This window comes from uncultured Shewanella sp. (assembly GCF_947491715.1).
Taxonomy (GTDB): Bacteria; Pseudomonadota; Gammaproteobacteria; order Enterobacterales; family Shewanellaceae; genus Shewanella.
Map to the genome: position 1 here is coordinate 36,725 of NZ_CANLKR010000005.1, position 25,420 is coordinate 62,144.

Annotated in this window: 18 protein-coding genes and 1 pseudogene; 5 read left to right on the plus strand and 14 right to left on the minus strand. The window is 40.5% G+C overall.

The window, feature by feature from the left end:
• Positions 1–35: 35 nt before the first annotated feature.
• On the minus strand, positions 36–1,460 hold the full coding sequence (gene eat, locus Q0779_RS06290; RefSeq protein WP_298770656.1) for an ethanolamine permease: 1,425 nt from the start codon (positions 1,458–1,460) through the stop codon (positions 36–38).
• 576 nt (positions 1,461–2,036) lie between these two features.
• Between eat and Q0779_RS06295 the strand changes: the two genes are divergently transcribed.
• Positions 2,037–3,353: an NAD(P)/FAD-dependent oxidoreductase gene (locus Q0779_RS06295; protein ID WP_298770658.1), complete on the plus strand. Its 1,317-nt coding sequence runs from the start codon at positions 2,037–2,039 to the stop codon at positions 3,351–3,353.
• Positions 3,354–3,489: 136 nt separating this feature from the next.
• Here Q0779_RS06295 and gdhA read toward each other — a convergent pair whose 3' ends face one another.
• Positions 3,490–4,830 carry an NADP-specific glutamate dehydrogenase gene (gdhA, locus tag Q0779_RS06300; RefSeq protein ID WP_298770660.1) on the minus strand — a complete coding sequence of 447 codons (1,341 nt, stop codon included), beginning with the start codon at positions 4,828–4,830 and terminating at the stop codon, positions 3,490–3,492.
• A gap of 266 nt (positions 4,831–5,096) precedes the next feature.
• Between gdhA and Q0779_RS06305 the strand changes: the two genes are divergently transcribed.
• Positions 5,097–6,101, plus strand: a complete 1,005-nt coding sequence (locus Q0779_RS06305; RefSeq protein WP_298770662.1) for a porin — start codon at positions 5,097–5,099, stop codon at positions 6,099–6,101.
• 104 nt (positions 6,102–6,205) lie between these two features.
• Positions 6,206–7,123 (plus strand): glutarate dioxygenase GlaH, encoded by a 918-nt coding sequence (glaH, locus tag Q0779_RS06310; protein ID WP_298770664.1) that lies wholly within the window; start codon positions 6,206–6,208, stop codon positions 7,121–7,123.
• A gap of 141 nt (positions 7,124–7,264) precedes the next feature.
• Here the strand turns inward: glaH and Q0779_RS06315 are convergent, their stop codons facing one another.
• From Q0779_RS06315 to Q0779_RS06345, 7 genes are all read right to left on the minus strand, one after another.
• Entirely contained in the window at positions 7,265–7,948 is a 684-nt protein-coding gene (locus Q0779_RS06315; protein WP_298770666.1) for a PKD domain-containing protein, read from the minus strand.
• A gap of 92 nt (positions 7,949–8,040) precedes the next feature.
• Positions 8,041–9,120 carry a hypothetical protein gene (locus Q0779_RS06320; protein WP_298770668.1) on the minus strand — a complete coding sequence of 360 codons (1,080 nt, stop codon included), beginning with the start codon at positions 9,118–9,120 and terminating at the stop codon, positions 8,041–8,043.
• Between the two features lie 330 nt (positions 9,121–9,450).
• Positions 9,451–10,947 carry an internalin gene (locus Q0779_RS06325; RefSeq protein ID WP_298770670.1) on the minus strand — a complete coding sequence of 499 codons (1,497 nt, stop codon included), beginning with the start codon at positions 10,945–10,947 and terminating at the stop codon, positions 9,451–9,453.
• A gap of 21 nt (positions 10,948–10,968) precedes the next feature.
• Positions 10,969–11,805: a GEVED domain-containing protein gene (locus tag Q0779_RS06330; RefSeq protein WP_298770672.1), complete on the minus strand. Its 837-nt coding sequence runs from the start codon at positions 11,803–11,805 to the stop codon at positions 10,969–10,971.
• A gap of 10 nt (positions 11,806–11,815) precedes the next feature.
• Positions 11,816–13,081, minus strand: a complete 1,266-nt coding sequence (locus Q0779_RS06335; protein WP_298770674.1) for a hypothetical protein — start codon at positions 13,079–13,081, stop codon at positions 11,816–11,818.
• A 55-nt stretch (positions 13,082–13,136) separates the two neighbouring features.
• Positions 13,137–15,131, minus strand: a complete 1,995-nt coding sequence (locus tag Q0779_RS06340) for a Hint domain-containing protein (protein ID WP_298770676.1) — start codon at positions 15,129–15,131, stop codon at positions 13,137–13,139.
• 191 nt (positions 15,132–15,322) lie between these two features.
• A complete protein-coding gene (locus tag Q0779_RS06345) occupies positions 15,323–18,349 on the minus strand; it encodes a GEVED domain-containing protein (RefSeq protein WP_298770678.1) in 3,027 nt (1,008 codons plus the stop codon).
• A gap of 773 nt (positions 18,350–19,122) precedes the next feature.
• Here Q0779_RS06345 and Q0779_RS06350 point away from each other — a divergent pair.
• On the plus strand, positions 19,123–19,776 hold the full coding sequence (locus Q0779_RS06350) for a DUF4136 domain-containing protein (protein ID WP_298770680.1): 654 nt from the start codon (positions 19,123–19,125) through the stop codon (positions 19,774–19,776).
• A 180-nt stretch (positions 19,777–19,956) separates the two neighbouring features.
• Here Q0779_RS06350 and Q0779_RS06355 read toward each other — a convergent pair.
• A pseudogene (locus Q0779_RS06355) lies at positions 19,957–20,177 on the minus strand (IS3 family transposase); the annotation flags it as partial.
• 119 nt (positions 20,178–20,296) lie between these two features.
• Here Q0779_RS06355 and iolG point away from each other — a divergent pair.
• The gene (gene iolG / locus Q0779_RS06360; protein ID WP_298770682.1) at positions 20,297–21,298 is read left to right on the plus strand and encodes an inositol 2-dehydrogenase; all 1,002 of its coding nucleotides are present in this window, start codon (positions 20,297–20,299) and stop codon (positions 21,296–21,298) included.
• Positions 21,299–21,356: 58 nt separating this feature from the next.
• Here the strand turns inward: iolG and Q0779_RS06365 are convergent, their stop codons facing one another.
• From Q0779_RS06365 to Q0779_RS06380, 4 genes are all read right to left on the minus strand, one after another.
• Complete coding sequence (locus Q0779_RS06365) at positions 21,357–22,184, minus strand: class II fructose-bisphosphate aldolase (RefSeq protein ID WP_298770684.1); 828 nt, start codon at positions 22,182–22,184, stop codon at positions 21,357–21,359.
• A gap of 16 nt (positions 22,185–22,200) precedes the next feature.
• On the minus strand, positions 22,201–23,082 hold the full coding sequence (locus Q0779_RS06370) for a 5-deoxy-glucuronate isomerase (protein WP_298770686.1): 882 nt from the start codon (positions 23,080–23,082) through the stop codon (positions 22,201–22,203).
• Between the two features lie 19 nt (positions 23,083–23,101).
• Positions 23,102–24,094: a 5-dehydro-2-deoxygluconokinase gene (iolC, locus tag Q0779_RS06375; protein WP_298770688.1), complete on the minus strand. Its 993-nt coding sequence runs from the start codon at positions 24,092–24,094 to the stop codon at positions 23,102–23,104.
• A gap of 87 nt (positions 24,095–24,181) precedes the next feature.
• The gene (locus tag Q0779_RS06380; RefSeq protein WP_298770690.1) at positions 24,182–25,357 is read right to left on the minus strand and encodes a Gfo/Idh/MocA family oxidoreductase; all 1,176 of its coding nucleotides are present in this window, start codon (positions 25,355–25,357) and stop codon (positions 24,182–24,184) included.
• Between the last annotated feature and the right edge of the window lie 63 nt (positions 25,358–25,420).

The following is a 25,420-nucleotide window of genomic DNA, read 5'->3' on the forward strand; positions in this document are numbered from 1 at the left end:
TAATGATATTTCCCTTATTTAACTATTTCGTATTGTCATGCATCATCAAATGACTCTTCTGGTGCCGATGGCACTAAATGATGTCGGCTGTAAAAAATGAAATAAAGCAACATAATAAAATAAAAAATAGCTGCCCAAAATACCGCATATAGACTCACCAAAAAAGTTGATGCGAGCGCCACCAAGGATAAGACGAGAGTTAAACCTGATGTAAAACGGCCACCCGGTGTTCGATAAGGGCGAAAGAGATCAGGCTCTTTATAACGCAAAATCAGATGAGATAAACTCATCATGGCATAAGAAAGTGTCGCGCCAAAAACCGCCATGGTGATCATTAAATCTCCTTCCCCCGTTAACGACAACATAAACCCTAAAAAACCGGGAATGATCAACGCCCAAATAGGCACTTTTCGTTGACCAGAAATAGATAGAAAACGGGGTAAATATCCCGCCCGAGATAAAGAAAATATCTGCCGTGAATAAGCATAAATAATCGAAAAGAAACTCGCAATTAAGCCAAATAATCCAACCACATTGACAAATTTAGTCATTATTGAGTCATCACCATAAATAAAGCCCAAGGCACCAACAAGTGGAGCCCCGTGAACTTTCATCATTTCAGCCCCCGCACCACCAGGAGCAAGAAAAAGAACCATCGAGGCAAAGAAAATCAAAATAATCATAGAGGCTATAATGCCTTTAGGCAGATCTTTTGCCGGGTTTTCAGCTTCTTCTGCCGCTAATGGCACACCTTCAACGGCCAAAAATAACCACATAGCAAAAGGCAAAGCGGCCCAAATACCCACAAAACCTTCCGGCAAAAACGCATTGGATCCCAATGCTTGAGAATTCGGAGTGATATCAAATAAAAGTGCCCATTGGAAATGAGGCAGCATAGCCACAATAAAAACAACAATGGCAATAACAGCAAGTAAAGTGATCACCATCATGATCCTTAAAGCCTCACCCGCTCCCCATAAATGTATTCCCACAAAAATAAAATAGACCGCACCGTAAACAATTGGGCCATCAACCCCAACTAAGCTTTGCAAATAACTGCCAATAAAAATGGCAATTGCTGCAGGTGCTATGGCATATTCCAGTAGAATAGCGGTACCCGTTAAAAAACCTCCCCAAGTCCCCATTGCCCTGCGTGCAAAACTGTATCCTCCACCAGCAGTCGGCAGTGAAGACGACAACTCAGCCAAAGTTAAGACTAAGCACCAATACATAAGACCCATAATCGCAGCGGCAATAAACATGCCACCAAATCCGCCTGCAGCAATCCCAAAATTCCAGCCAGCAAAATGACCAGAGATCACATAAGACACCCCTAAACTGGCCAATAATACCCAACCTGCAACGCCTTTTTTTAATTGTCGTTGAGATAAATATTGCGCCTCTAAACTCTTGGTCTGAGCATTAGTCAAATCATTTACAGGTATTTCTTTATCGACCATGATATATCCTAATCTTTTCAATAAAGTCTATTGCCCCTAACAACGAAATAAAGACACTTTCTTATCCCCAATTTAGCCTTAAGCACGCACTGAAAACAATAAGCCATTCGCTCTAAAAACAGGCTTCTTCCTGTGATCATTCAAGCCTTATCTTTATCCTTGAAAATTTAACATCAGCTAGTGACACTCAGCCCAATATATAGCACTATAACCTCTAGCGGTTTATGGTTCGTTTTATGAAGTAAATACGTGAAATATCGCCGTAAATGCAATAGTAAATTTATTAAGCTTGCTCTTTTGTTAGAGTGAATGTTGTGCGTGATAACAATAATTCAATATTGCTTAATCAAATCAGTGAAGGCATCTACAAGCTTGGTGCATTTACTCACAATGATGAGTTAATATTAATCTAAGATTTGACATTTAAATTTCAACCTATAAAACAAACTGTTGATTATTAGACATTATTTAGCAACTGACCAATGTAAAATCTTGTTTAGCCTTTAACGATTTTGAATTTAAGTGCCCTATCATCAATATGTACGCGCTAGTGTTAGTCAACGTGAGAATGAAGATATGGACTCAACAACCCCTAATTCAACAATTCCAAACATTGTGATCATTGGTGGTGGTGCCGGAGGGTTAGAATTAGCCACCCAACTCGGCCATAAGCTAGGTAAAAAAGGCAAAGCGACCATAACCTTAATCGATAAAAATCGCACCCATATTTGGAAGCCTTTACTTCATGAAGTCGCAACGGGCTCCCTCGATCCTAACCTCGATGGTGTGGTCTACTCCGCTCATGCTGCGAAGCATGGCTATCAATTTCAACTGGGCACCTTTTGTCATTTGAACAGTGATGATAAAACCATCACTTTAGCCCCCATCTTAAATGATCATAATGCCGCTATTCTGCCTGAGCGCCATATTCAATATGACAAATTAGTTATTGCCATTGGCAGTGTCAGTAATGATTTTAATACGCCTGGGGTTAAAGAACACTGCTATTTTCTTGATTCTCATCAACAAGCCGATCGTTTTCATCACGCACTGCTTGATAGCTTCACCCGTATTCATCAATCTGATGCCAATACTCGACTCGATATTGCCATTGTGGGCGCAGGGGCTACAGGGGTTGAGCTCTCAGCTGAGCTTTATCATGTCACCGAACTCCTTAAAAGTTATGGCTTAAGTAAAATGACAGCCGAAAGGCTACATATCCATTTAATTGAAGCTGGTCCGCGTATTTTACCTGCACTTCCAGACCGTATTGCCGCATCAGCAAGACGTGAGTTGGTTAAACTGGGCGTCAATGTGCTTGAAAATACCTGCGTCAGTGAAGCCACGACAACAGGCTTTATCACAAAAGATGGAACCCAAATTGAAGCAAACTTAATGCTGTGGGCTGCAGGGGTTAAAGCACCTAACTTCATTAAAGATATTGGTTTATTCGAGTTAAATCGTGCCAATCAGATCATGGTGAAAGACACCTTAGTCAGTACCGTTAATGATGATATTTATGTGATTGGCGATTGCTGCGCTTGCAAGCAAGCCGACGGCAGTTTTGTGCCACCAAGAGCGCAATCAGCTCATCAAATGGCCGAATGTGTCGAAAAAAACCTGATCAATGAACTCAAAGGTAAACCGCTAGAAAGCTATACCTATGTGGATTATGGTTCACTGGTTAACTTGTCTAAATTCAGTACTGTGGGCAGCTTAATGGGCAACCTCACGAAAAATACCATGTTCATTGAAGGAAAACTGGCCCGTTTAGTGTACATTTCACTTTATCGTATGCATCAAAGAGCCGTTCATGGCACGACAAAAACTGTTGCCCTCTGGTTAACGGAAAAACTCATGCGTGCCGTAAGACCGAGAATGAAGTTGCATTAATCTTGCTAAATTAAGCCTCATGATAACCTTTGCGTGCCCCATATGGGCACGCAACATCGATTAACATGAAAGCGACTCTTATCGTCTTATTCGAACAATTCACTCCTAAAAAATAACACCACAATGTGTCCATCTATCACACTCCGTAAGCTAACATGGCATTCGCGACTTTTATAAAACCAGCAATATTGGCCCCATTGACATAATTGATATAATCCCCGTCTTCATTGTATTTCACACACTGCTGATGGATACTTTTCATTATATTGGCCAACCTTTCTTCTAATTCTTTCGCACTCCAAGATAACCGCACACTATTTTGCGTCATCTCAAGTCCCGATAACGCAACCCCTCCAGCATTGGCCGCCTTGCCTGGTGCAAAGAGTAACTTAGCATGTTGCAATACTTTTATGGCCTCAATACTTGTCGGCATATTGGCCCCTTCAACTACAGCCATACAACCATTTGACACTAATGTGTGAGCATCTTTCTTATCGATTTCATTTTGTGTCGCACAAGGAAAGGCCAAATCACAACGAACATTCCAAGGCTTCTCATCGACAAAGAAATCACATTGATATTGCTCGGCATATTCTGAAATACGCCCTCTTTGAAATGTTTTCAGCTCAATCAAGTAGGCCAGCTTTTCTTCATCTATACCTTGCTCATCATAGATAAAACCAGACGAATCTGACAAAGTCACCACTTTACCACCAAGCTGAATAATTTTTTCAGCGCAATACAGTGCAACGTTCCCAGAGCCTGACAACACACAGGTTTTCCCTCGAATACTGTTTCCTCTATGAGCCAGCATTTCTTCCATAAAAAAAGCAGCGCCATAACCTGTCGCCTCTGTACGAATGAGGCTTCCCCCAAACTCCAGCGCTTTTCCGGTTAACACACCGGTAAATTCATGACGTAAGCGCTTATATTGGCCAAACATAAAGCTTATTTCTCTTGCCCCAACTCCGATATCACCTGCAGGAATATCGGTATTGGGACCAATATGATGAGAAAGCTCTGTCATATAACTTTGACAAAAACGCATCACTTCTCGATCAGACTTACCTTTAGGGTTAAAATCTGCACCTCCCTTAGCCGCGCCCATCGGCAGAGTCGTAAGACTATTTTTAAACGTTTGTTCAAAACCTAAGAACTTCAAAATACTGAGGTTGACCGAAGGATGAAACCGTAATCCCCCTTTATAAGGTCCAATGGAGTTATTAAATTGAACACGATAACCTCTATTCAATCTAAGATTTCCTGCATCATCTTCCCAAATCACTTTAAAAATAATGCTTCTATCAGGTTCCGTCATCCGCTGTAAAATAGCCGCATTCTGATAAACGGGGTTATCAAGAATAAAAGGAATAACAGATTCCGCCACTTCATATACCGCTTGATGAAACTCTAACTCCCCCGGATTACGTTTTTTAAGCCCATCCATAAAATGCGCTAACGATAAATCACTGTACATATCACCTCCATTAAGACCCGCTGCAAAAGAATGAATAGTAATAGGATAGGTTAAAAACAAAGCGCTTTAAAATACAGGCAAAGCCACACATCTCTATGTAGGTTAATTTTACTTCACCTTAAAAAGATAAAAACAAATATCATTCTCATTTGTGGTAAGTTATGCGAACTTAACAGTATAAAACATCAATTGTTTCTCTTGGAAATTAAATCAAGACTATGGCCCTAAATAAAACACACGCCCTTTTTTGCAGCTTATGTTTATGCATGCCTTATTCGACATATGCCAGCAAGATGGATGTATTTGGCAGTATGAATACTGCCATCACTCAAGCCGATCAGGCTTTTGCAACCAGCAGTAAAGTGCGGGGAACTTCCATTGAAAACGCAACAAAATTAGGCGTAGAGGGCGAAGAGTCCATCACCAATAAGACTCAATTACTCTATAAAATCAGTTTTAAAATCTATAATGCCAGCCCATCAGGCGATAAGACTCCCATAAAAGCCAGTAGTACCTACCTAGGGATCAGCAATCCATTGGGAACCTTGCTTATTGGACGAAATAATACGGTGTTTAAATCTACAGCAACCAATATCGATATTTTTAATCATACCGATGCTAGCCTATCGCATTTAATTGCGGGCCAAGTTCGAAGTCCAGATAGTATTAGCTATTACTCCCCTATTCTATCCTCACTCTTAACATTCAATGGCACTTATTTAATGTCAACAAATCAAAAGGATAATCTTCAATCAAATGCACACAACTTATTTGCCTTTGCGGTTAACTTAGGCGATCCACACTTACACTCTCGCCCTTATTTTTACTCCCTTTCTTATAATAGAGGCATTGGCAATATTGATGCCTTTCGTTGGATAAGCCAAATAAAGTGGCGCGCATTCATTTTGAGTGAACTGTCTCAATACAGCCAAAGCCGAATAATGAATGAACAAAATATGAAAGGCTGCAGCCATGATTTCAACTTAAGTTACAGATTTGGTCGCCTACAACTCAATGCCGAATATGGACTCGATAGCGCGGGATTGGGAGATTATTTCTATTATGCAACAGGAGGAAGTGACACCGATAAAAGTACGATATCAGATGTTAATATAAGCCAAGTGGCCCTCGGCGCCCAATATCAGCTCTCTCGCTCCACAAAACTTTATTGCCTTGATACTCTCTATCAAGGCCAATACAAAGACAGAGGCACCTTAGTGACATTAAACAGTGATAATATTGTCAGTGTCGGCATTGACTATCATTTCTAGTTAACTTCGTTATGAATTTAATCAGTTATCTATAAAGTGAAATATAAAACACTGCATCGAATTTCCCCTATACTGACAATGTGTATCCACAATATGGACTCCCTATGGCCCCCTTAAATGATCCCCAACCATTTATGCTATCCAATGACAGTCAATCTCAGCGAGTCCATGTCATCACCATAAGAGATGAGATCATTGCCGCATTTAACCAACAAACACAAAAATGGAATGTTCAAGCAATAGAATTTACGCCCTTTCTCAGATTCATGTTAGCGAATATTTTAGACAGTCTTTGCGACAACCAACTCGGTTATTGCTTACAAAATATCATCATGGCACGTAATAAAGGCGCATTTTTACTGCAATATGAGCCCCAGGCTCAACCCTCTGTTGAGAATGATATCAAATTCGCCACCGCGATTTCTCATTTAGTTGGCTTACCCAATTTTGATGCTATGTCTGGAAAGTTTTACGCCCGCTTCACCGTTAATCACACCGACAATAGCGACAGTTATTTAAGAAAAGCCTATCAGCCCTTAACCTTACATAATGATGGGACTTATGTAGAAGAAAAAACAGACTTTGTATTAATGATGAAAATCCATGAACAGAATGCAGCAGGTGGTGACTCCACATTGCTGCATATTGATGATTGGCAAGACCTAAAACATTTTTACCACCATAAACTGGCAAAGATCCCCTTAAAGTGGCAATCTCCTCCCAGCAAAGGTATCCCTCAAAGTATTTCTCACCCTGTTTTTATTGAAGAAGACAGACAAGGAAAACCTCAAATCGCTTTTATCGATCAATTTGTCCACCCTCAAAATAAAGAACAAGCCATTTTTTTATATCAACTGCAAGCCTCACTGGAACAAGAAAAAAATACCCTCTCTTTTTCGCTGCCTGTCGGCAGCATATTAATGCTCCATAATCATTACTGGCTTCATGGTCGAAAGCCTTTTATACCTCACCCTCAATTATCAAGAGAATTGCTGCGTCAACGAGGTCACTTTTTTGATTAAAGGCGAATTGTAATAGCAACAAAATTAATGCTAACTCTAATATCTTCATCATTGCCTTATTTATATTATTCCATCAAAAGTGAAGGTAACGACTTAATATCCCTCTCTATATTAATTTGCTTAATTCACGATCACCGATAGTCAAGGTGTGATCCGTTGCAAGCGCCTTCTATAAATCGCAGCAAGGAAAAACAAGACACTACCTCCTCCCATTGCTCCACCTGACGAGCCTTCATTGGTATTTTCATCTTTTTCTGGTTCTGGCTCTGGCTCTGGCTCTGGCTCTGGCTCTGGCTCTGGCTCTGGCTCTGGCTCTGGCTCTGGCTCTGGCTCTGGCTCTGTAACGAGAATATTCCTTTGTGTTTCATAAACTATATTATCGCCAAAATAACTCGATAACATGACAGGGTATTCACCATACGCTGTAAAATTATAGGCAATCGAATTTCCCTCATACATTTGCCCTTCAATTAGCCATTGATGGGTTAAATTCAATGTTTGTTTAGCATCAATCACAGCTATGGCCGATAACGATAAAGTGGAAAGCGTGAAATCTATGGCAATCTGATTAATCAAGGGACTGACCAAATCAATGGTATTGACTTGTGTATCAACCAGTTTATCCTGCTGAAACACCATTAATTTCGCTTGGTAAATGCCAACCTCACTGTAATCATGCTTTGGTGCTTTCTCATTCGATGTCGACCCATCCCCAAAATCCCAAACATACTGAATATTGTTATCGACTTCAGTTTCAATACTCAGGACACTCCCCATCATAAACACTGTCAACAAACCAGTTCCAGTGATGAACTTAGGCTTCATTCCTTATCTCCGCATCATTCTAAGCCATTAAAATATCATTATTGAATAGCATGAACACCGTTAACAATAAAACAACAAATGAATATACTGTGTTATTCAAAAGGAGGCAAACATTCATTTTCAAAAGGTGTTCTAAAACAACGCTCTCTGATAGGTTCAAACGCTTCTCGATGAGCTGTAGCCGCTTGCCATTGTGCTAAATATATCGATTGTTCTTCTTCGGTTTCGGCCACCTGATAGAAAGCTTTCACTCTTTGCTCTTGCCTCACACGAGAACCATATTCTTGCTCTACTGCCTCGACAATATTCATTAATGTCTCTTGTTCAGGCAGCTCAACTTGATTAATACTATAATGGCCTGACTCTTGATATTGTTTAGTGTGCATACTGCGAATAACAGGCGGCATCGCATCCATATCTTGTGCAAGGCCTGTTGGTTCAAATAAATAGGTGCTCAATTGATTGAGCGTATCCATACATTCATCGACTTCATCACCTTTGCAACTGGTTGGCCTGCTATCCAATAAAGCTTGTAATGAGGCAGGTATAGCGCCATTGGAGTTCACTTTGACCGTCAGCACCGCATTTTGCGCATACTCTTTAAATTCTTTTGTTGTGGTTTTCGTTTTTGTCCAAAACAACAACCGAATTTTGACTTTAGTCACGAACTTTTTATAATCTTCCACCGATTGAAAGTGCAGCTGACTGGTTAAAAAGATATCTCGACCATAATCCACTTGATAGACAAAACTATCACCACATTGACTGGTATCCACATTGTCTAATACTTGTCTATTTTCAAAAGTATGATGCCCTTCATCAAAATATAAGTGCAACGATGAAGACACCGTTAAATCATCTTTTGCATTGGTATGATAAACGGAGGTTGACACTGAGCCTGCCACAATAAACAAATTCACCCCACCATGTAACTCGCCAAAAGTGCGACTTCTCACTTGCCTTTGATCTAACTGATTTAAAAAATTAAGCTCCCCTTTACCTTGAGTGTGAGTGACCAAATTGCCTTCAAGACAACTTGGCATCGACTGATAATTTTGACTGTTAAATCCCTTTCCAAGATCGTCAGTGCTATAGCTATCCCCAAAATATTCTCTTGCGATGGTAGGAAAAGACAGCAGCAAACATAAAAAAACTAATCCAAATGGTTTCATAATATTCCTTTAAATATGCCTGACACTGCTCACTGCCACACAATGTAACTGAGAATATGAATAAGGCCTCGGCTCAAACTGAAACCTTATTCCCTTTAAGCATGCACTGTTTACATACCAATTAATTTGAAAATGTAACTTGAAAACGTATCACCGTAAGTATTGAGTGCACCTTCACTGAAGTCATTCATAAAATCGTTAATTTAAAATACCTAAAGCAAGGCGCGCACTATCAATAAACATCGGTGTCCGACGCATAATTTGAGTATGAATGAGGCCTAACGCCGACAGTGACCTCATTCTCCTCACGACATCACGTTAATATACCAACTAGTTTGAAAACGTATCGCCGTAGGTATTAAGCGCACCTTCACATAAACGCCAATTTAAAATACCTAATGCAGGACGCGCACTATCAATAAACGTAGGTGCCCAGCGCATGTTGCGATAAATGGTGCTTTCTTCATCCAAGATCACACCCGCTCTCACCGCTTCTTGACGGGCCATTTCACATTGTTTCCAATCTAAATCCGTCGTGGTGGGCAATTGGAGCTGCGTAATGTCATAAGATTGTGGGCAAGTCAGGCCTCTTTGAGCACAATCTTGTTTCATCGCGTTATAACTATCTTCACAGCTGGTGCCAAAAGGATTATCTCGGCAATAATCTGCTGCCGTATAGAAAAACCAAGCGTTATCGTATGCAGCTTGCTTAATGTCTTCCACAGCATTGCGCTGCGCTTCGGGCAAATAAGCATAATAGCTGGTTAACAACTCACTGGCTCTGTGTTCATCCATTAACGCCTGTTGAAAGTCTTCTTCTAAATCACTGATCAGCAATTTAGTGGCATAACGGATATCTTGATAGGCAGGCGCAAGCGCTTTAAGGGCCAAACTACTGGAATCATACCGAGTCATGTAATAATTCACGACGTTATAGTCATCCAAGGTTTGTAATTGTGCTTGAAATTGATTTTTAGAATAATCAACCGCCTCTTTGAACATATCAAAACAAGGCGCCGGATTTTCTAACGAACAAGTGATGATATTATTGGGAATAATGCTCAGTAGTTGTTTAGGATCGCCACCCCGTTGCACGGCTCTCACGGTAATTTTAACCGAAGACTTTGTCTCTTCTTGCAGGTATTTAAGCTCGCCACCTACATTGAAAACGCCCCCGTATAAATCCACATCTAAATAACCACCGATATCAGACTTATCTTTATTACTACCGTATTCAATTTTAAGGTTCACCAATAAATTTGCACCATACTCGATGGCATAAACAAATTCATCGCCCACCAGCTCTTGTATTTGACTCTGATGATTAGTCGCCACCTCATTACCCGCTGTCGATAAGGTATAACCTGCTGACGCATCATTGGGTAATAATAAACGCTTCTTCGGCACACTGCTGGCACTGAAGGTATAAGAGCTACTATAGGTACTCGATGCCATTTCAGTGGCCATGGATGCACCAGCAGAGACTCTTACCACTGGAAAGTTCACATCCACATCCACACTGCCCGCTAAGGTGCTGAGAATGTCTTCATAACTCATATCGATACCGGTTTTAAATGACAGCTCAGTGTTACCAAAGGTTTCATCGATGCGTCCAGCTACAGGTTGTACATTCAAAAAAATCTCTCTTTGACTGTCATAAGCTGTGCCCAAAGGAATATGATCGTTCACCAAGGCACTGACCGTTGACCCACTCACAGAGCTGGCCTGCATTGAAGCTAACTGTGATGCTTTATCAATCTGGCCATCACTTGCCATTGCATTCGTCCCCAGCATTGCCGAAAACAGGCTTGCATAAATAAATTTCATGATATTATCCTTTTATCTGGGTTATTGAACCGTCACAAGATAGTCTTCTACTTCGCCATACCAATTTCGTGTACAGGCATTATTAAACCCACCACCAGCATCCATAGCCACACGCATCATAGAAACGCCTGGTGTTGCCGTACTGGGCACAGTAAGATTAAAATTAAACGTTTCACTTCCTTGGCCACTAAACACCATTTCGTCGGATGCAAAACTGCCATCTTGGTTCCAGTCAATCCAAACTCGAGCACCTAAAAATGAAGGATCTTCGGGCACTTTATGGCCCGGTTTCAGAGCAATTGCATGCTCTTGATTCAATCTCATTGAAAACACTAATCCCGATACTTGGGTATAAGGGTTAGCGAGTGACGCATGTGCTTTACCATCCACACTCACTGATGCTATCCACTCCCATTCACTGTCATAACTCGCATTCGCACAATATTGATGGTCAAGCACCGTTGTTTTAAGCGCTACTGCTTCATATTCCGTCGGCATCAAAGTACAGTCCTGACTCACGTCTGTGCCCGCATACCATCCATAAGGATTGGTAAAGTCGGCATTAGCAAAGGTTAAGTAGTTAACTTGCCCTTGTGCGAGTTTGTCCTGTGAAATCCAGAGATTTTTTAACTGCCTGATTTTTTCACTATTGGTGAGTACTTGTGTGGCATCATGTGTTTTTTCCCAAATTTCAACCATTAAGCCGTCATAGCACTTTTCTAACCAGTCAAAACGTCCCTGAGCCTGTTCAACCGTCAGTAAGTCGCCTAATTCATTGTAAGCAGCATCATTAATGCCTTCTGCTGCCACTGAGCCACTTAGCCCCAATAAAAGAACCAGTGAATATTTATTAAACATAGGAATGTCCTTATTCTAAAACTGAAATAATATTGGAATAATCTTGAATGTAATTGCTCACAACATCGGCTTCAAAATCTGCGCAATAAGTGCCTTGAGGATTTTTCTCACAATAATCGACAATATCGGCATACATGTTGGCATTATCACGGCTTTGCTGCTCAATTTCGCTTAAATCAGCAATCTCTTGTGCGGTAAAAGCTGACGCATAATAACGCTGTAAGTTTTTCGCACGGCGATTAGTCAAACGCTCATCAATCCAGCGACCTGTCGTATCTTTAACAATCAACTTGGTTAAATAGCTGGTTTGTTGGTAACCATTCTCAGGAACGAGCGCTTGCAGTCCAGGGCCTGCTCTCTCATAATCCACAAGATAGGTATCAGTGACGTTATAATCGGTTAACTCATCAAACTGATTAATATAATCTTGTTTTAGGTATACAACGGCCTCTTCAAATAAATCAAAGCAAGGTGTAGGGTTTTCCAATGTACATAACATGATCCCATTAGGAATAATATCGAGTAAACGATTTGGCTCACCACCACTTTGATAGCCACTTACACTGATTTTAACTGACTTTTTCTTTTCATCATCAAGCAGTTGTAGTGCACCATCGACTTCGACCTTACCCACCCAATCAACACCTAAATATCCGCCAATCGCCCTTTTATCGGCTTCATCTCGGTAATCAATTTTCATATTGATGACCACATTGGAGCCCAATGCAAAACCATTGACAAACTTATCCCCTAAATGCTCGGCGCGATTACCAGGGTATGCCACAGCCAGCTCAGTGGCAGAGGTTGTGGGCTGATAACCACTGTCATCAGCTGGTAGCCACATCTGAGATTTGGGTTTCATTGACGCATATACACTGTAAGTGCCACTGTATTTATCAGCGCTAATTTCCTTGGCGTAATTTGCGCCGGCATCCACTCTAATCGCTGGAAAATTAAAACCGGCATCCACCGTTCCATCGATAAGATCAATCACTTGAGAATAAGACAGATCCACTCCCACACGAAAATCCATAATGGAGTTACCTAAGGTCTCATCAAGCACACCGTCTACGGTTTGCAAACCGAGAAAATAATCACCGTCACTTTGATAGCCTGTTCCGAGGGGAACAATATCACTGGATGACATTTCCATGCTTTGCATCAAGGCTTCTTTTTCAGCATGAATTTGTTCAAGTTTGAGTGCATTTTCCCCAACACTTGGGGCTGATAAACAGGCGCAGGCAAGCACATAACCTACTTTGCTATGTAGTTTCATTCTCATTTCCTTTGAAAGTGGCCCAGACTAAAGTGACTTGCTGGGCCGAAAAGAATTATTGCTGACTGTTAAGATAATCTGTGTGCCAAGACGTCGGGAGACGATTTAAGATATCTTCCCTTGACTCAGACTGATACTTAAACTCATTTTCACTTTGCATGCGCAAATCGCCAACGAGCAGGCCATTGGCATACATAGCAAAACTTTCTCCTTGATCATAATGACCATCACCTTCAGGGCGGGCCAATTTCAAGTTATAAACGTTATCATCATAATCAACATGTCGAATGCTGCTGATCATAACCTTATCCGTTTGGGTTTGAATACGGTCACCCACTTTCAGTGCATTGGCCCAAACAGGTTGGTCTGCGACATTCAGTACAGGGTGAGACTCAGTTAATAATAAAATTTCGCCCGTATTCGTGGTAATTTCAACCATTGGAATGGTTTCGACTCCAATTGAGATATCCTCAATCACCAACGGCATATCCTTATGAGGTGAATATTCACTAGCACCTAATACCTTGTCGCCAATGTTAAGACGCTCAATCGGCATGGTTTTACCACTGGCAAGCGTGATCATCGAGCCTTTTGCCAAGCAGCTATACACGATTTGCATCACAGGTTGCTCAAAGAAAAAGCTGGTATCGGGATCCGATGAGCCAACAATATACACGACAGGAGAAGCTGGACGTGTGGGACGTCTCTTAACCGATAAGGCAATATTCATGATCCAATGAGCATCTTGGTATCGACCAAACAAGCTGGCATCACCAAACATGCCATCATCACGGGGAATATCCCAAGTTAACGTCGTCTTATTCGCCGCTTCGTCGTAAATAGAAACAATACTGTCAGCAAATAAATCTTGAATATCGGCATAATCACCATCACCTATGGTTGTCGCGCCGCCATTCTCTTTAGTTTGAATAAAAATATTCGTTGGACGCTGAACCAAAGTCGGTAAGACGTCTGAAGGCTTATACACAGCCTCTACTTGCCCTGGCACAGATAATTCACCTTTAAAGGGGATCTTCAATTTGGTTTGATCATTTGGTGTGCCTAAGGGGTAAATATTTTCATAGTCACAATCACCATAATTGCGATTTAAGCAAATGGTAATTTTTTGATCAGCAATGTTAGTTCCTTCAATGGAGTTAGAATCAACCGGCGCCTCCAATGTCAGCTCTGGACCATAAGTCACCATCGCGCCCGTTGCAGGCGTGCCAAAATCTAAAGGAGATATGGCCGCTGCTACAGGTGGATTAAAGGCCGCATCAGCCTCCTCTAAGATCCGTAAAATATCATCACGAGAATACTCAATCATGGCATTACGATCTTCTACCGTTTCAACGCCATTTTCATCTTCAGTGACCACAGTCACCCATGCATCAGCATAGACATTTTCAGAGTTTCTCACCAACTCCAATGCTGAGGCTAATGGCGCACTACTTTCAATCGCTTTACGCTTTTGATCTGTAGTATCGTCGCCAAAATATTCCGTGTAATTTGCTAGTGTCACCGCTTGCCAATGTTCATTCACCAGTGTCAAATCAATCATGGTGTAGTTTGTCACTGCGCGTTCACTGTTAAGCGCTGATGCCACTAAATACGGCTCATTGGTTTCTTTATGCGGTAAAACCGAAAAGCCCATATGGGTAAAGAAAGAACATAAATTGGTATCTCCCTCAACACAATTTCCCGATGTATTCTCCACCGATAGATTATTCGTTGCTAGGGTTGATAATCTGGCTTTAGCCGTGGTTTTTTCTCCTTGCTGTTCAATTAAGTTAAATAAGTGAGGACGGTTCTTCGCATTTAAACCAAACTTTTCTAAGCGAGCTTGCATGCGTTTCACTTGACTCATCTGAGTAAAATCGGTCTCTCCTTGAGATTGAAATGCCTTACCTTTTAACTCACGAAGTGACGTTTTAAGCTGATTTTGTTCAGTCGTAATAGAATGAGATTGCACCATTTCATCGGCAATAGCAGACTGAGCTACAACGGCTGTGCCCAGCGCAAGGGCAATAGCTAAACTTAATTTTTTCATAATTTCCTTATTCGTTTTTTCATTATTATTAAAATTAAGGTAACAACTTAATACCTAGTCGATTGCCCATTTCCATGAGCGAACTCACTCAGCCCTTGCATTAAGAGGGCATATGATACCCCCAAAATATCATCACTCACTCCCCCTTAATGACTTGAGCATTCATGCTACATTAACTAACACACTGGCCACTAAATAGGGTCAACATACAAGTCTTGATCTTCGACTTCACCTGAAATTATCTCATTACAGGCATTTTTACCTTGCTCCTCATAAAAATCGCCCCAGTAATCATACTCCATTTTAACCCTTGTTTTAAAAGGAGTTTCGTTTTGGCCATTATTAAAAGTACTCTCACTCATCGGCATACTAATCGTGCTTTTTATCTGGCAACTATTGAAACTTTCACACTCAATGGATAAGTCATTGGCAGCAGCATGCTCACTGCTTTCAAAGGTCCCATTTCGATTAAAATCTACCCAAAGCGTCGTTCTTATTCCATGGCGCCATTTCAATCCTCTCGCTCGGCTTTCACTCATGGCATTGGTGTAGACATTTAAAATAAGGTTTTGATTTTGATAGCCTTCCATGTAATCAGAAATATCATGGTCGTTATAAGCGCCTGGAAAACGACCAGAAGAATTTACAGCACCACTGTAAGTACCGGTATATTCAAGCTTGTCGATGTAATAACTATCACTATCAAAATCACTCGCTTTACTCGGAATACAAATCCCGCCTAATACAAGATCTTGCGTACGGGTATCTTGCAAGCCATCATCATAGGCAATCGTGAGATTAACTGAATAAGTCCCAGACTGACTAAAGTCATAAGAGATACTCTCTCCTTGCCCCATGCTCACTGCACTTTGACCCGTTTGCTGATAGGACCAGGTAAATTCAGGATTACGGCTATTGTCTAACCCTTCGGTTACCGCATTAAATTGCACACTGGTTGCACCCGTTATCTCATAACTAAAATCTGCCGTTGGTGGTGTCGCTGCCGCTTCTAGTGTCGTTAAAATATCAAACGCCATGCCTTTAGACACACCACTGCATCCCCAAGCCGTATATTCATCAAGCACCACTCTTAATAAGATCGGGCCAGCATCTATATCCGCGAGTCCCGCTAATGTCGGAGTGCCGTCCACCATAGGCTTTTCTTCTGCGAGTAATTCATCTCGGTCAAAATATCCATTACGATTGATATCCGCAAAAACAGAGATATTTTTACCAGTGAAACTCCCTTCTATAGTGATAGGGGACGAATGATTAGTGGGTAAAGTAAGATGACGAGCATCAAGGTATCGATAACCCAAATTCGACATGGCATAGGCTTGTCCCATGAAGGTAAACTGGCTCACTTCTCCATTAGGGTTATGCACTGTTGGTGTGCAAAGCAGTGGTGATGAGTGAATGTAATCTTGACTCAGACCTTGTAGTAAAGTGCCATCTTTTTTAAGCACACTGAGTGAAAAATTAACATGCTTAGCCCCCGCAGTGTAAAGGTGCTCACCCGTCAACATATCTTCTATATTGCTGCCATTATTGTCATTAACCGACCAATTGACTCGAGTACCATCTCCCCAATCAACACGAACTTCTTCGATATCAGTGACATCGATAGATGGAGAAATCCAATACTCTGAATGGTCATAATGTTTATTCTGCGTGAAACTTAACGCATTGATTTGGCTGTTGCTGGCAAAAATACCTAAACGATGAAGACGCTCATCCAAGGCTGCTGTCTGAGCACCTACTTCAGCTGAAGAGAACACCTTGTCCACTTGATCCAGTAAACACGCCCCCATTTGATCAAAGGTAACACTCGGCGTAAAACAGCTCACATTCGCGCCTAGAAATAATTTAAAAGCTTGCTCATGCGTCCAGCCTTCAGAGGCAACTAACTCATAAAATAATTTTCTTAGCACACCACCATTATGATGTTTGCTGTTGCCTGACGAATACTCCCTTGCATCTTCAATAGAGTTGCCATCAAAAGAAGGCAATTCAAAAATCCGCATTAATTCGTTATTAACATAAATATCCCATGCATAAGCCCATTCATTATCACGCTTATTTTGATAACCTGTACTGCTTTGATAATTATCGGTTTGATCACCTAAAAGATGAGTTTCAAAATATTGATTGGCAGCAATGGCAGAGATATCCCCTAGCCCTTCACCAATGGCCCCTGCTTGTCCAGTTGAATCTAAATCACCATTCCACTCACTCAGAGCATGCATGGATTCATGAGCGACTAAGTCAATAGTGGTTAAACTGTAAAATCGACCCGCCCATTGCCCATTTCCATAATTCACATACTCGCCATCCCAGTTAGCATCATCCATATGCCCGCCCGTGACACCCAGTGCATGAGCACGTTGCGATAACCGCTTTAAACAATAATCACCATTAGGTTGCCCTTGAGCGTTAACAGGACAGTCGGGTGAGTTGGGATTTTGCGCTTTTTGATTTGGAAACAAATCATCTAAATAGGAGTGATACATTTGCATGACCACGCCCCCATAGAAGTGCGCGTCATTTTCAGGCGAAAAAGAAAAGAAGTCATAATAAATGGCATCGACTTCTCTTTGTCCAAAATGTTCTACACCGCTACTACAATCATATCCATAGGCAGTATCATTGCTGCCATTGATATCATATTTTATTGTAGTGACATAATCATTTTCTAAATAGCAGGTATCACCCACTTGTGTCACAATAAAAGGATAACCGTCAAACTCGGCAAAAATTGCATTATCACTATTATCCCCAAAAAGTACTTGAGAGCCATTATTAGCATAAGTCACACTATCAACTAAACTTTCATAGGTTTGACATAACATCATTGAATCGGCACTAGGGCTATAACAGGTTAATCCTAATTTTTCATTGCCTCCAGCACCACCCGCCTTTATCTGAGTACCTTCATCTACCAATGCATTAATGGAATTAGAAAGAGAAGCCAAAACCAGAGGCGAATTAACAGATCTATCAATACGGGTTTGAAAGCCTGCTTTAATCGTCTTTTCTAATACCGCTTTTCGATGATTTAACTCCCATTCCGGTAATTTAGGGTTTTCAAGACTGTAAGCGCCTGTTGACAACCACGACCCATGAACGTTGACACTTTGATCCCCTTGAGAGGCAAAAACGCTCCCACTAATCACGGCACAATTAATAGCAAAAAATAAACGTGAAAAACATCTTTCCATGACGGCTCCATCCAACATTATGTATGACATTAAAAAGAATACACTTTTAGCATTACCCATTCTTTTCGATCACAACTTTTCCATCCAAAAGCGACAACAAAATAAAGCTAACAGTAATTAACATTTCTAGCTCAACTTGTTTCAATTTGTTTGCGACAACCGAAACAGCATGTAACATTTTAATGCACACTCTATTCTTTTTAAGAGAAACATCAACAGGTAAGAAAATAAAAAATCCTTCAATCACATATAAATCACATTATTCTCATACTGTTGAATTAGGAATATTCAATAGTTCTGAGAATCAAAAATGAACGAAATCCAGTTAACTCAGATTATTAACATTAATCACAGCCGCATTTAGAATAAAAGCACTATTTGTAACAAACTTTTTTATGACTATTTTAAAATCTGATAGAAAACTTTATCGATTAAGTTAATTATTTATCCATAGAAACCAAACAAAGAGACACGACTATAATTCAATATTGAGTAATAAAAAAAGACAAAAGCTAACTCCATGAAATAACATGTGAAAAAATAAAAGCATTGATTGCATCTATTCTTCAATTCGTTGTTATAAATAGACCCAAGATACTTAATAAGATTATAAATCAATAGGTAAAATAAAAAGTTAACATAAAAAAGTGATGAGGTTTCAAATCATTTTTTCATTCAAACACTGTATTGAAAAACACTTTATACTATGATGGCTTGCTTCTCATGAATATTAAGACTTAAATGAATATATCTCTCATCATATGAATATTAATATGCCCACTGCTCGCTTATTATTGCTTATCTCCTGTTCGTCCATCATTTTATTCGGTTTAACGGCCTGTTCATCCGTTACCATTAACCATGATTATGACCCCCAATATCAATATGCGGCTATTTCAAGTTATTACCTTGAATCAAAATTGCAGCCCGATCCCAATGACTTACCTCTTCCAGCAGCAAAGTTAAAACAAATTATACCCGATTTAAATCTGCCACCATTACCGCCTCAACCCAATACATCAGGGCCTCAAACTGCACGGCCCCCCGCCTATGTTTATCGCCAAATAGAACAATCTATCAATCAAAATTTATCCAAGAGATATCAGCAAGAAAGCAATCCAAGCTCAGCTGACATCAAGGTGTACTATCGAGTAGGACAAGAAACAAAGCTAAATGTTAAAGGCCCGACTTATTCAACCGGCTTTATGGGCCCGGGCAGTGTTGTCACGACTTCACCTGCCCGCGTCACTCCCTATCAAGAGGGTCAATTAATCATTGATGTCGTCGATAACCAATCTAATCAGATCATTTGGCAATCAACCGCCACCGCTAAAATCAACAACAGCATGACGCCAGAAGAAAAGCAAACCAAACTCAATGAGACCATTACAAAAATGCTCGCAAGCTTTCCACCCAAAACTGACTAACAAGCATTAATAACAACATAAATAAGAGACTCGAACAATGACATTCGAGTCTCAAAGGCCTGTTCTATTTCAGTAACAAAAACTAATGTTGGGCCTAAGATCATTCTTGTTAATTTTACAAGGAAAATACACTCAATAGATCTTATCCCTGTCTCATTTGTTCTATATCATGACAAGTAATCAACTTAAATGGGCCACACTCTTAGAGCTTAACCAGAACAACCGCTCTGATTCCTTTGGTGTCAGCCCACCATTGTATTGATAAGGGAGAAACTGACAGTAATATCCAATGGTGTATCGAATAATCTTTTGCTGCGTCTCAGCAAAACTACAATACCCTGTTGTCGGTATCCATTCTATTTTAGCCCCCTAAAGAAACGCTCCGTTAGACTATTATCCCAACTTAATCAAGGTGATGAAACAAAACTGGATATGAATAAGAATTAACATCTACTATTAAGTAATAATGAGATAAGACAACTCAATAACCAATATTTAAAAAACTAAAATGGGATCATACATGTACAATATTGCATTATTCGGTGCAGGGCGAATTGGAAAAATACATGCTATTAATATTCATCAACATAATGAAACATTACTTTATTCAATTATTGATCCATACATGGAAGGCGCAAAAGAACTCGCTCAACTTTATAATGCAAAAGTACAATCAACTGAAGAAGCCATGAGCGATCCAAATATTCATGCCATAATAATTGCTTCTGCAACCGATACACATGCTGATTTGATAGAAAAGGCTGCACTCGCTGGAAAAGATATTTTCTGTGAAAAACCAATACACTTAGAAATGCATCGCGTAATACAATGTCTTGATGTCCTTAAGGCCAATAATGTGGCTTTACTGATCGGATTCAATCGACGTCATGATCTCCATTTCAAAGTAATGAGAAAGGAGCTAAAAGAAGGGAAAATTGGTAAACCAGAATCAATATTGATTATTTCTCGAGATCCTGAACCTCCTACAGCTCATTACGTCAAAACCTCAGGTAGCATGTTTCACGACATGACTATCCATGATTTTGATATGGCACGATATATTATGGAAGAGGAGCCTATTTCTATTTATGCTAAAGGCAGTAACTTAATCAACTCCGAGATTGAATTAATCGGTGATATCGATACAGCTTTCATTGTCATGAAGTTTCCTTCTGGGGCTATTGCGACAATTTCCAATAGTCGCCGCTCAGGCTATGGCTATGATCAACGCATTGAAATACATGGTGAAAAAGGCCTATTAACAACAAGAAACATCAAAGAAAATAGCGTTGAACAATGGAATGAAAACGGCTGTATAAACGCTAAAGCAGAACCTTTTTTCCTGCAGCGCTACCAAACAGCTTATAAAGCTGAATGGGATCATTTTGTCGATGTCATTGCGCAAAGAGTCCCTCCTATATGTAGTGGTCACGATGCAAAGCAAGCCCTATTCCTTGCCGATAATGCGATGAAATCTTTACTCTCTGGAACTGAAATTAAGCTTGATCCACATCAGCCGTAATCAATACAACTGGCGTTCTTTCTCAAAAAATATCAGATAAGCGATGAGTAAAAAAGAGTTATGATAATAATTCGAAATTATGAAGCGCTTCTTTTGTAACAAAAGGCATGACTTTTTTCATAAAATAAATACGATCAAACTTATCGGGTTCATTATTCATCTGCTCACGCAGATTATGCCAAAGGGCCTGACGTAAACAGGTACCAATATTAAATTTAGCGACTCGACTCTTTTTTAGTTTTCTCATATCTTCATCACGGATCCCTGTAGCACCATGGATCACTAGCGGAAGGGATACTTTTGCTGCAATTTGTCCTAATAAAGCAAAATCTATCGTACAGTTGGGCTCTGTCATACGATGAACATTCCCCACAGAAATAGCCACACAATCAACACCACTCTCAAGGGCAAATCGTACCGCATCGGCCGGACGGGTATCAATGGTTTTGATATGATCACGACCCTCATTGTAAGGCACCGAACCAATCTCACCTTCTATTGATGCACCTAATGAATGCGCCACATCCGCCACAACACGAGTACGAGCAATATTTTCAGTTAATGGCAACTGAGAGCCATCAAACATCACTGAGCTAAAGCCCGCCTTTAGTGCACGAAAAACCACTGCTTCTTCGTAAGTATGATCTAGATGTAAACACACAGGTACACGACTATCATGTACTAAATTCAACAACATAGCCGCAACGGTTTCAACCCCATAAAAATCGACCATGTCTTTATTACAACTCAGAATGACCGGCTTATTCACTGCTTCTGCCGCTTCAACGACAGCTTTTGAATCCTCAAGACCAAATATACTAAAGCAGGGGATGGCATAATCAGCAGCAGCAGCTTGAGGTAATAAATCATTCAAATTCACTAACATAACATCGCACTCCTGATTACTTGAATTTGGCAATCATATCTTTAATACCCGGGATTGTTTCAACCTGATAGGCATGGTGCGGATCAAAATGTTGACTCAATGATTGAGAGGTTTTCCCGACGATAACAGTAAAATAATACATCTCATAACCAGGTGCCGCAACACTGGGATGGTAACCTTTATTGATTTTAATCACCGACCCCGTACGCACATGATAAATAGGACCAAAATCATCTTCATGCTCATATACAAATTGTGCTCCAAAACCAATATCAGGATTAAAACGAAACTGATACACTTCCTCAAATGCCGTTTCATTACTGCCATCATCTTTCACACGATCAACATCATGTTTGTGCGGCGGAAAACCTGACCAGCCACCGGCTCCCACCGTAAATAACTCACTAACAAGCAGCCGACCACGCTTATCGGCATTTGATTGACCTAATATGTGCTTAATTTTACGGTGGGTTTTAGTATCATCAGAGCCATACTGCACCATATCCACATTAGCAGCACGCACACAAAAAGGTTCAAAAGAAGCATCAAAACGTCCACCTGCAATCATAATGTCAGCATGTTTACTGAGACTCTCAATAATGGCACGATAACCGACAGGAACGTAAACAGACTCAGGATCACCTTCCCATATAGTCGCACGCTGACCTACATTGTCAAATATAACACCTGTATCAGTCTGAGAAGCATCTTTAATCACTGTTATACGACACGTACCACCTGCTAACACAATGACAGATTCATATCCTTCAACCTTATGCTCAAATTTCTGATTTTGATTTAAATAAACTTGGTTGAAATAACACAGTGGTGTGACATCATCATTCACATCAACGATTGGCTGATTGTTATTTTTAAAAGGGGGAATATGCTTACTCATAATCATTTTCTCCTCATGGCTAATGTTGTTTATTTGCCTTAACAAACTCAAACAGTTGCTCTTTACTTGGCATAGCTTCTGTACAACTATTGCCACTAACATTAATCGCTGCAGCCGCTGAACCATTGACTACGCCATCTTCCAACGCTCCACCATTTGCCAGTGTCCAAATTAATGCTCCCGCAAAGGCATCGCCTGAACCAAAGGGTTTCTGTGCATTGACATGAAAAATACCTTGTTGAAATCGCTCACCGGTTTGACAATAAACTTTCACTCCCTGTTCACCTCCTTTAATCACCACAATTTGTGTATTTACACCTAAGAAGCGCTTAGCGGTTATATCATCATCATGATTACCAGGGGCTAGAACTGTTTCCATAATGTCGAATTCTTCACGATTACCAATCACAATGTCACAAAGTGTTGCGGCAATACCATAATAAATCGAGGCATCCACATCAGTGCGCCATGAATATGGACGATAGTCCACATCCAAAACCACCACAGTATCGCTTCGACGAGCAAATTCCATCGCAATCAAACAGGCTTCACGACTTGGACTACTTGATAGAGCTGTGCCTGTCACTACCAATATTTTTGCACTTGCAATATACTCTTGACTCACTTGTTCTGGGGTTATCATCAAATCAGAAGCCTTGTTACGGTATATCAATACAGCGCAATCCGATGGCTTCATTTCTGTAAATGCTACTGATGTGCGAGAACCCGATGCATCAGTCATCATACCATCAAGGTTAATACCTTGAGTTAACATATAGCGTTTGACGTAATCACCAAATACATCATCTGCCACACACCCAATGAATCCACTTTTTCCACCTAATTTTCTGATCGCGACAGCAATATTTGCAGCAGAGCCACCGACAAACTTATTAAATCCAGAAATATCAGCCATATCCATATTTGCCTCTCGAGCATAAAGATCAACACCCGCACGACCTAACACGATAGCATCCAAAGAACGATTGTGCTGCAGCGTAATCTTCGTCATATTCCCCCTCCTTATATTGCCCAAGTGACTTACCTGTTTCAAATCAGTCCCTGCTATGTTTTAACGGTTAATCAAACAAATCCCCTATTAAATATAGTCAACCCAAACGGCATTATTATCTGCTGATTCAACACACTTCTCACATAAACGTACCCCATCAATACCCGCATCAATATTCGGAAATAAAATGGTCGAAAGTTTGGCGACATCATTATGTTTTGCAGCATCGAATGCTAGTGCAAATCGATGATAAATATTGGCCCATGATTCAAAATACCCTTCGGCATGGCCACCACTGATACGATCAGGTGAAACATCAATAGCATCTTGGTATAAATACCCCATTCCACGCTCTAGTACTCGAACAGGCTCCCCTTGCACCTCATAACGTAATTGATTTGGCTGTTCATCCCACCATTCAATAGAAGCTTTCTCACCAACAATACGGATTTTTTGCTGATGCATCGCACCAGCATTAACAGCGGATGCCCACAAGGTTCCTACAGCACCACCATTAAATTCCATCATCACATGGGCATTATCTTCTAACGGTACACGGGATTTAATAAAGCTTTGACGCATACATGATAAACGCTTCACTTTCAGACCTGTTATAAAGTCACACAAGTAAAATACATGTGTACCAATATCACCCAATATGTAAGTAGGACCAGAAACTTCAGGGGTGACACGCCACCTCAATGCAGGTTCAGTCAATTCATGTTCTTCATTATGAAAACCATGAGCAAACTGCATATTAACGACACGGACATTACCAATGCACCCTCTTTGTACCATTTCGCGCGCCTGCTGCACCATAGGAAAACCGCTGTAACCGTACATCACACCAATGACACAATTATTTTTTTTCGCAATACTTTTTAGCTCTAGCGCTTCTTCAATGGCAAACGTAATTGGCTTTTCACACACAACATGTAATCTCGCCTCGAGTGCAGCCTTACAGATTTCGTAGTGCGTCGAATTAGGCGTCGCAATTGAAACAGCCTCAATGCCTTTTTTACGCTTTGCTTCAACAGCAAACATTTCTTTATAAGTCGCGTAACAACGGTCAGCATTTAGACCGATATTAATACCAAAATCGAGACAATCACTCGGATTTCGATCAAATGCACCAGCCACTAACTCAAATAATCCATCTCGTTGTGCCGCATTACGATGTGAATAACCAATTTGACTTCCTCGGCCTCCCCCCACCATCCCCCAACGGATAGGGTGTTCAAAATGACACTCTTCATCAAACATAGCTAGACTCCTGAGTAAATATCACAACGGGAATAAACATTTATTTTCAATTAAATCTAAATA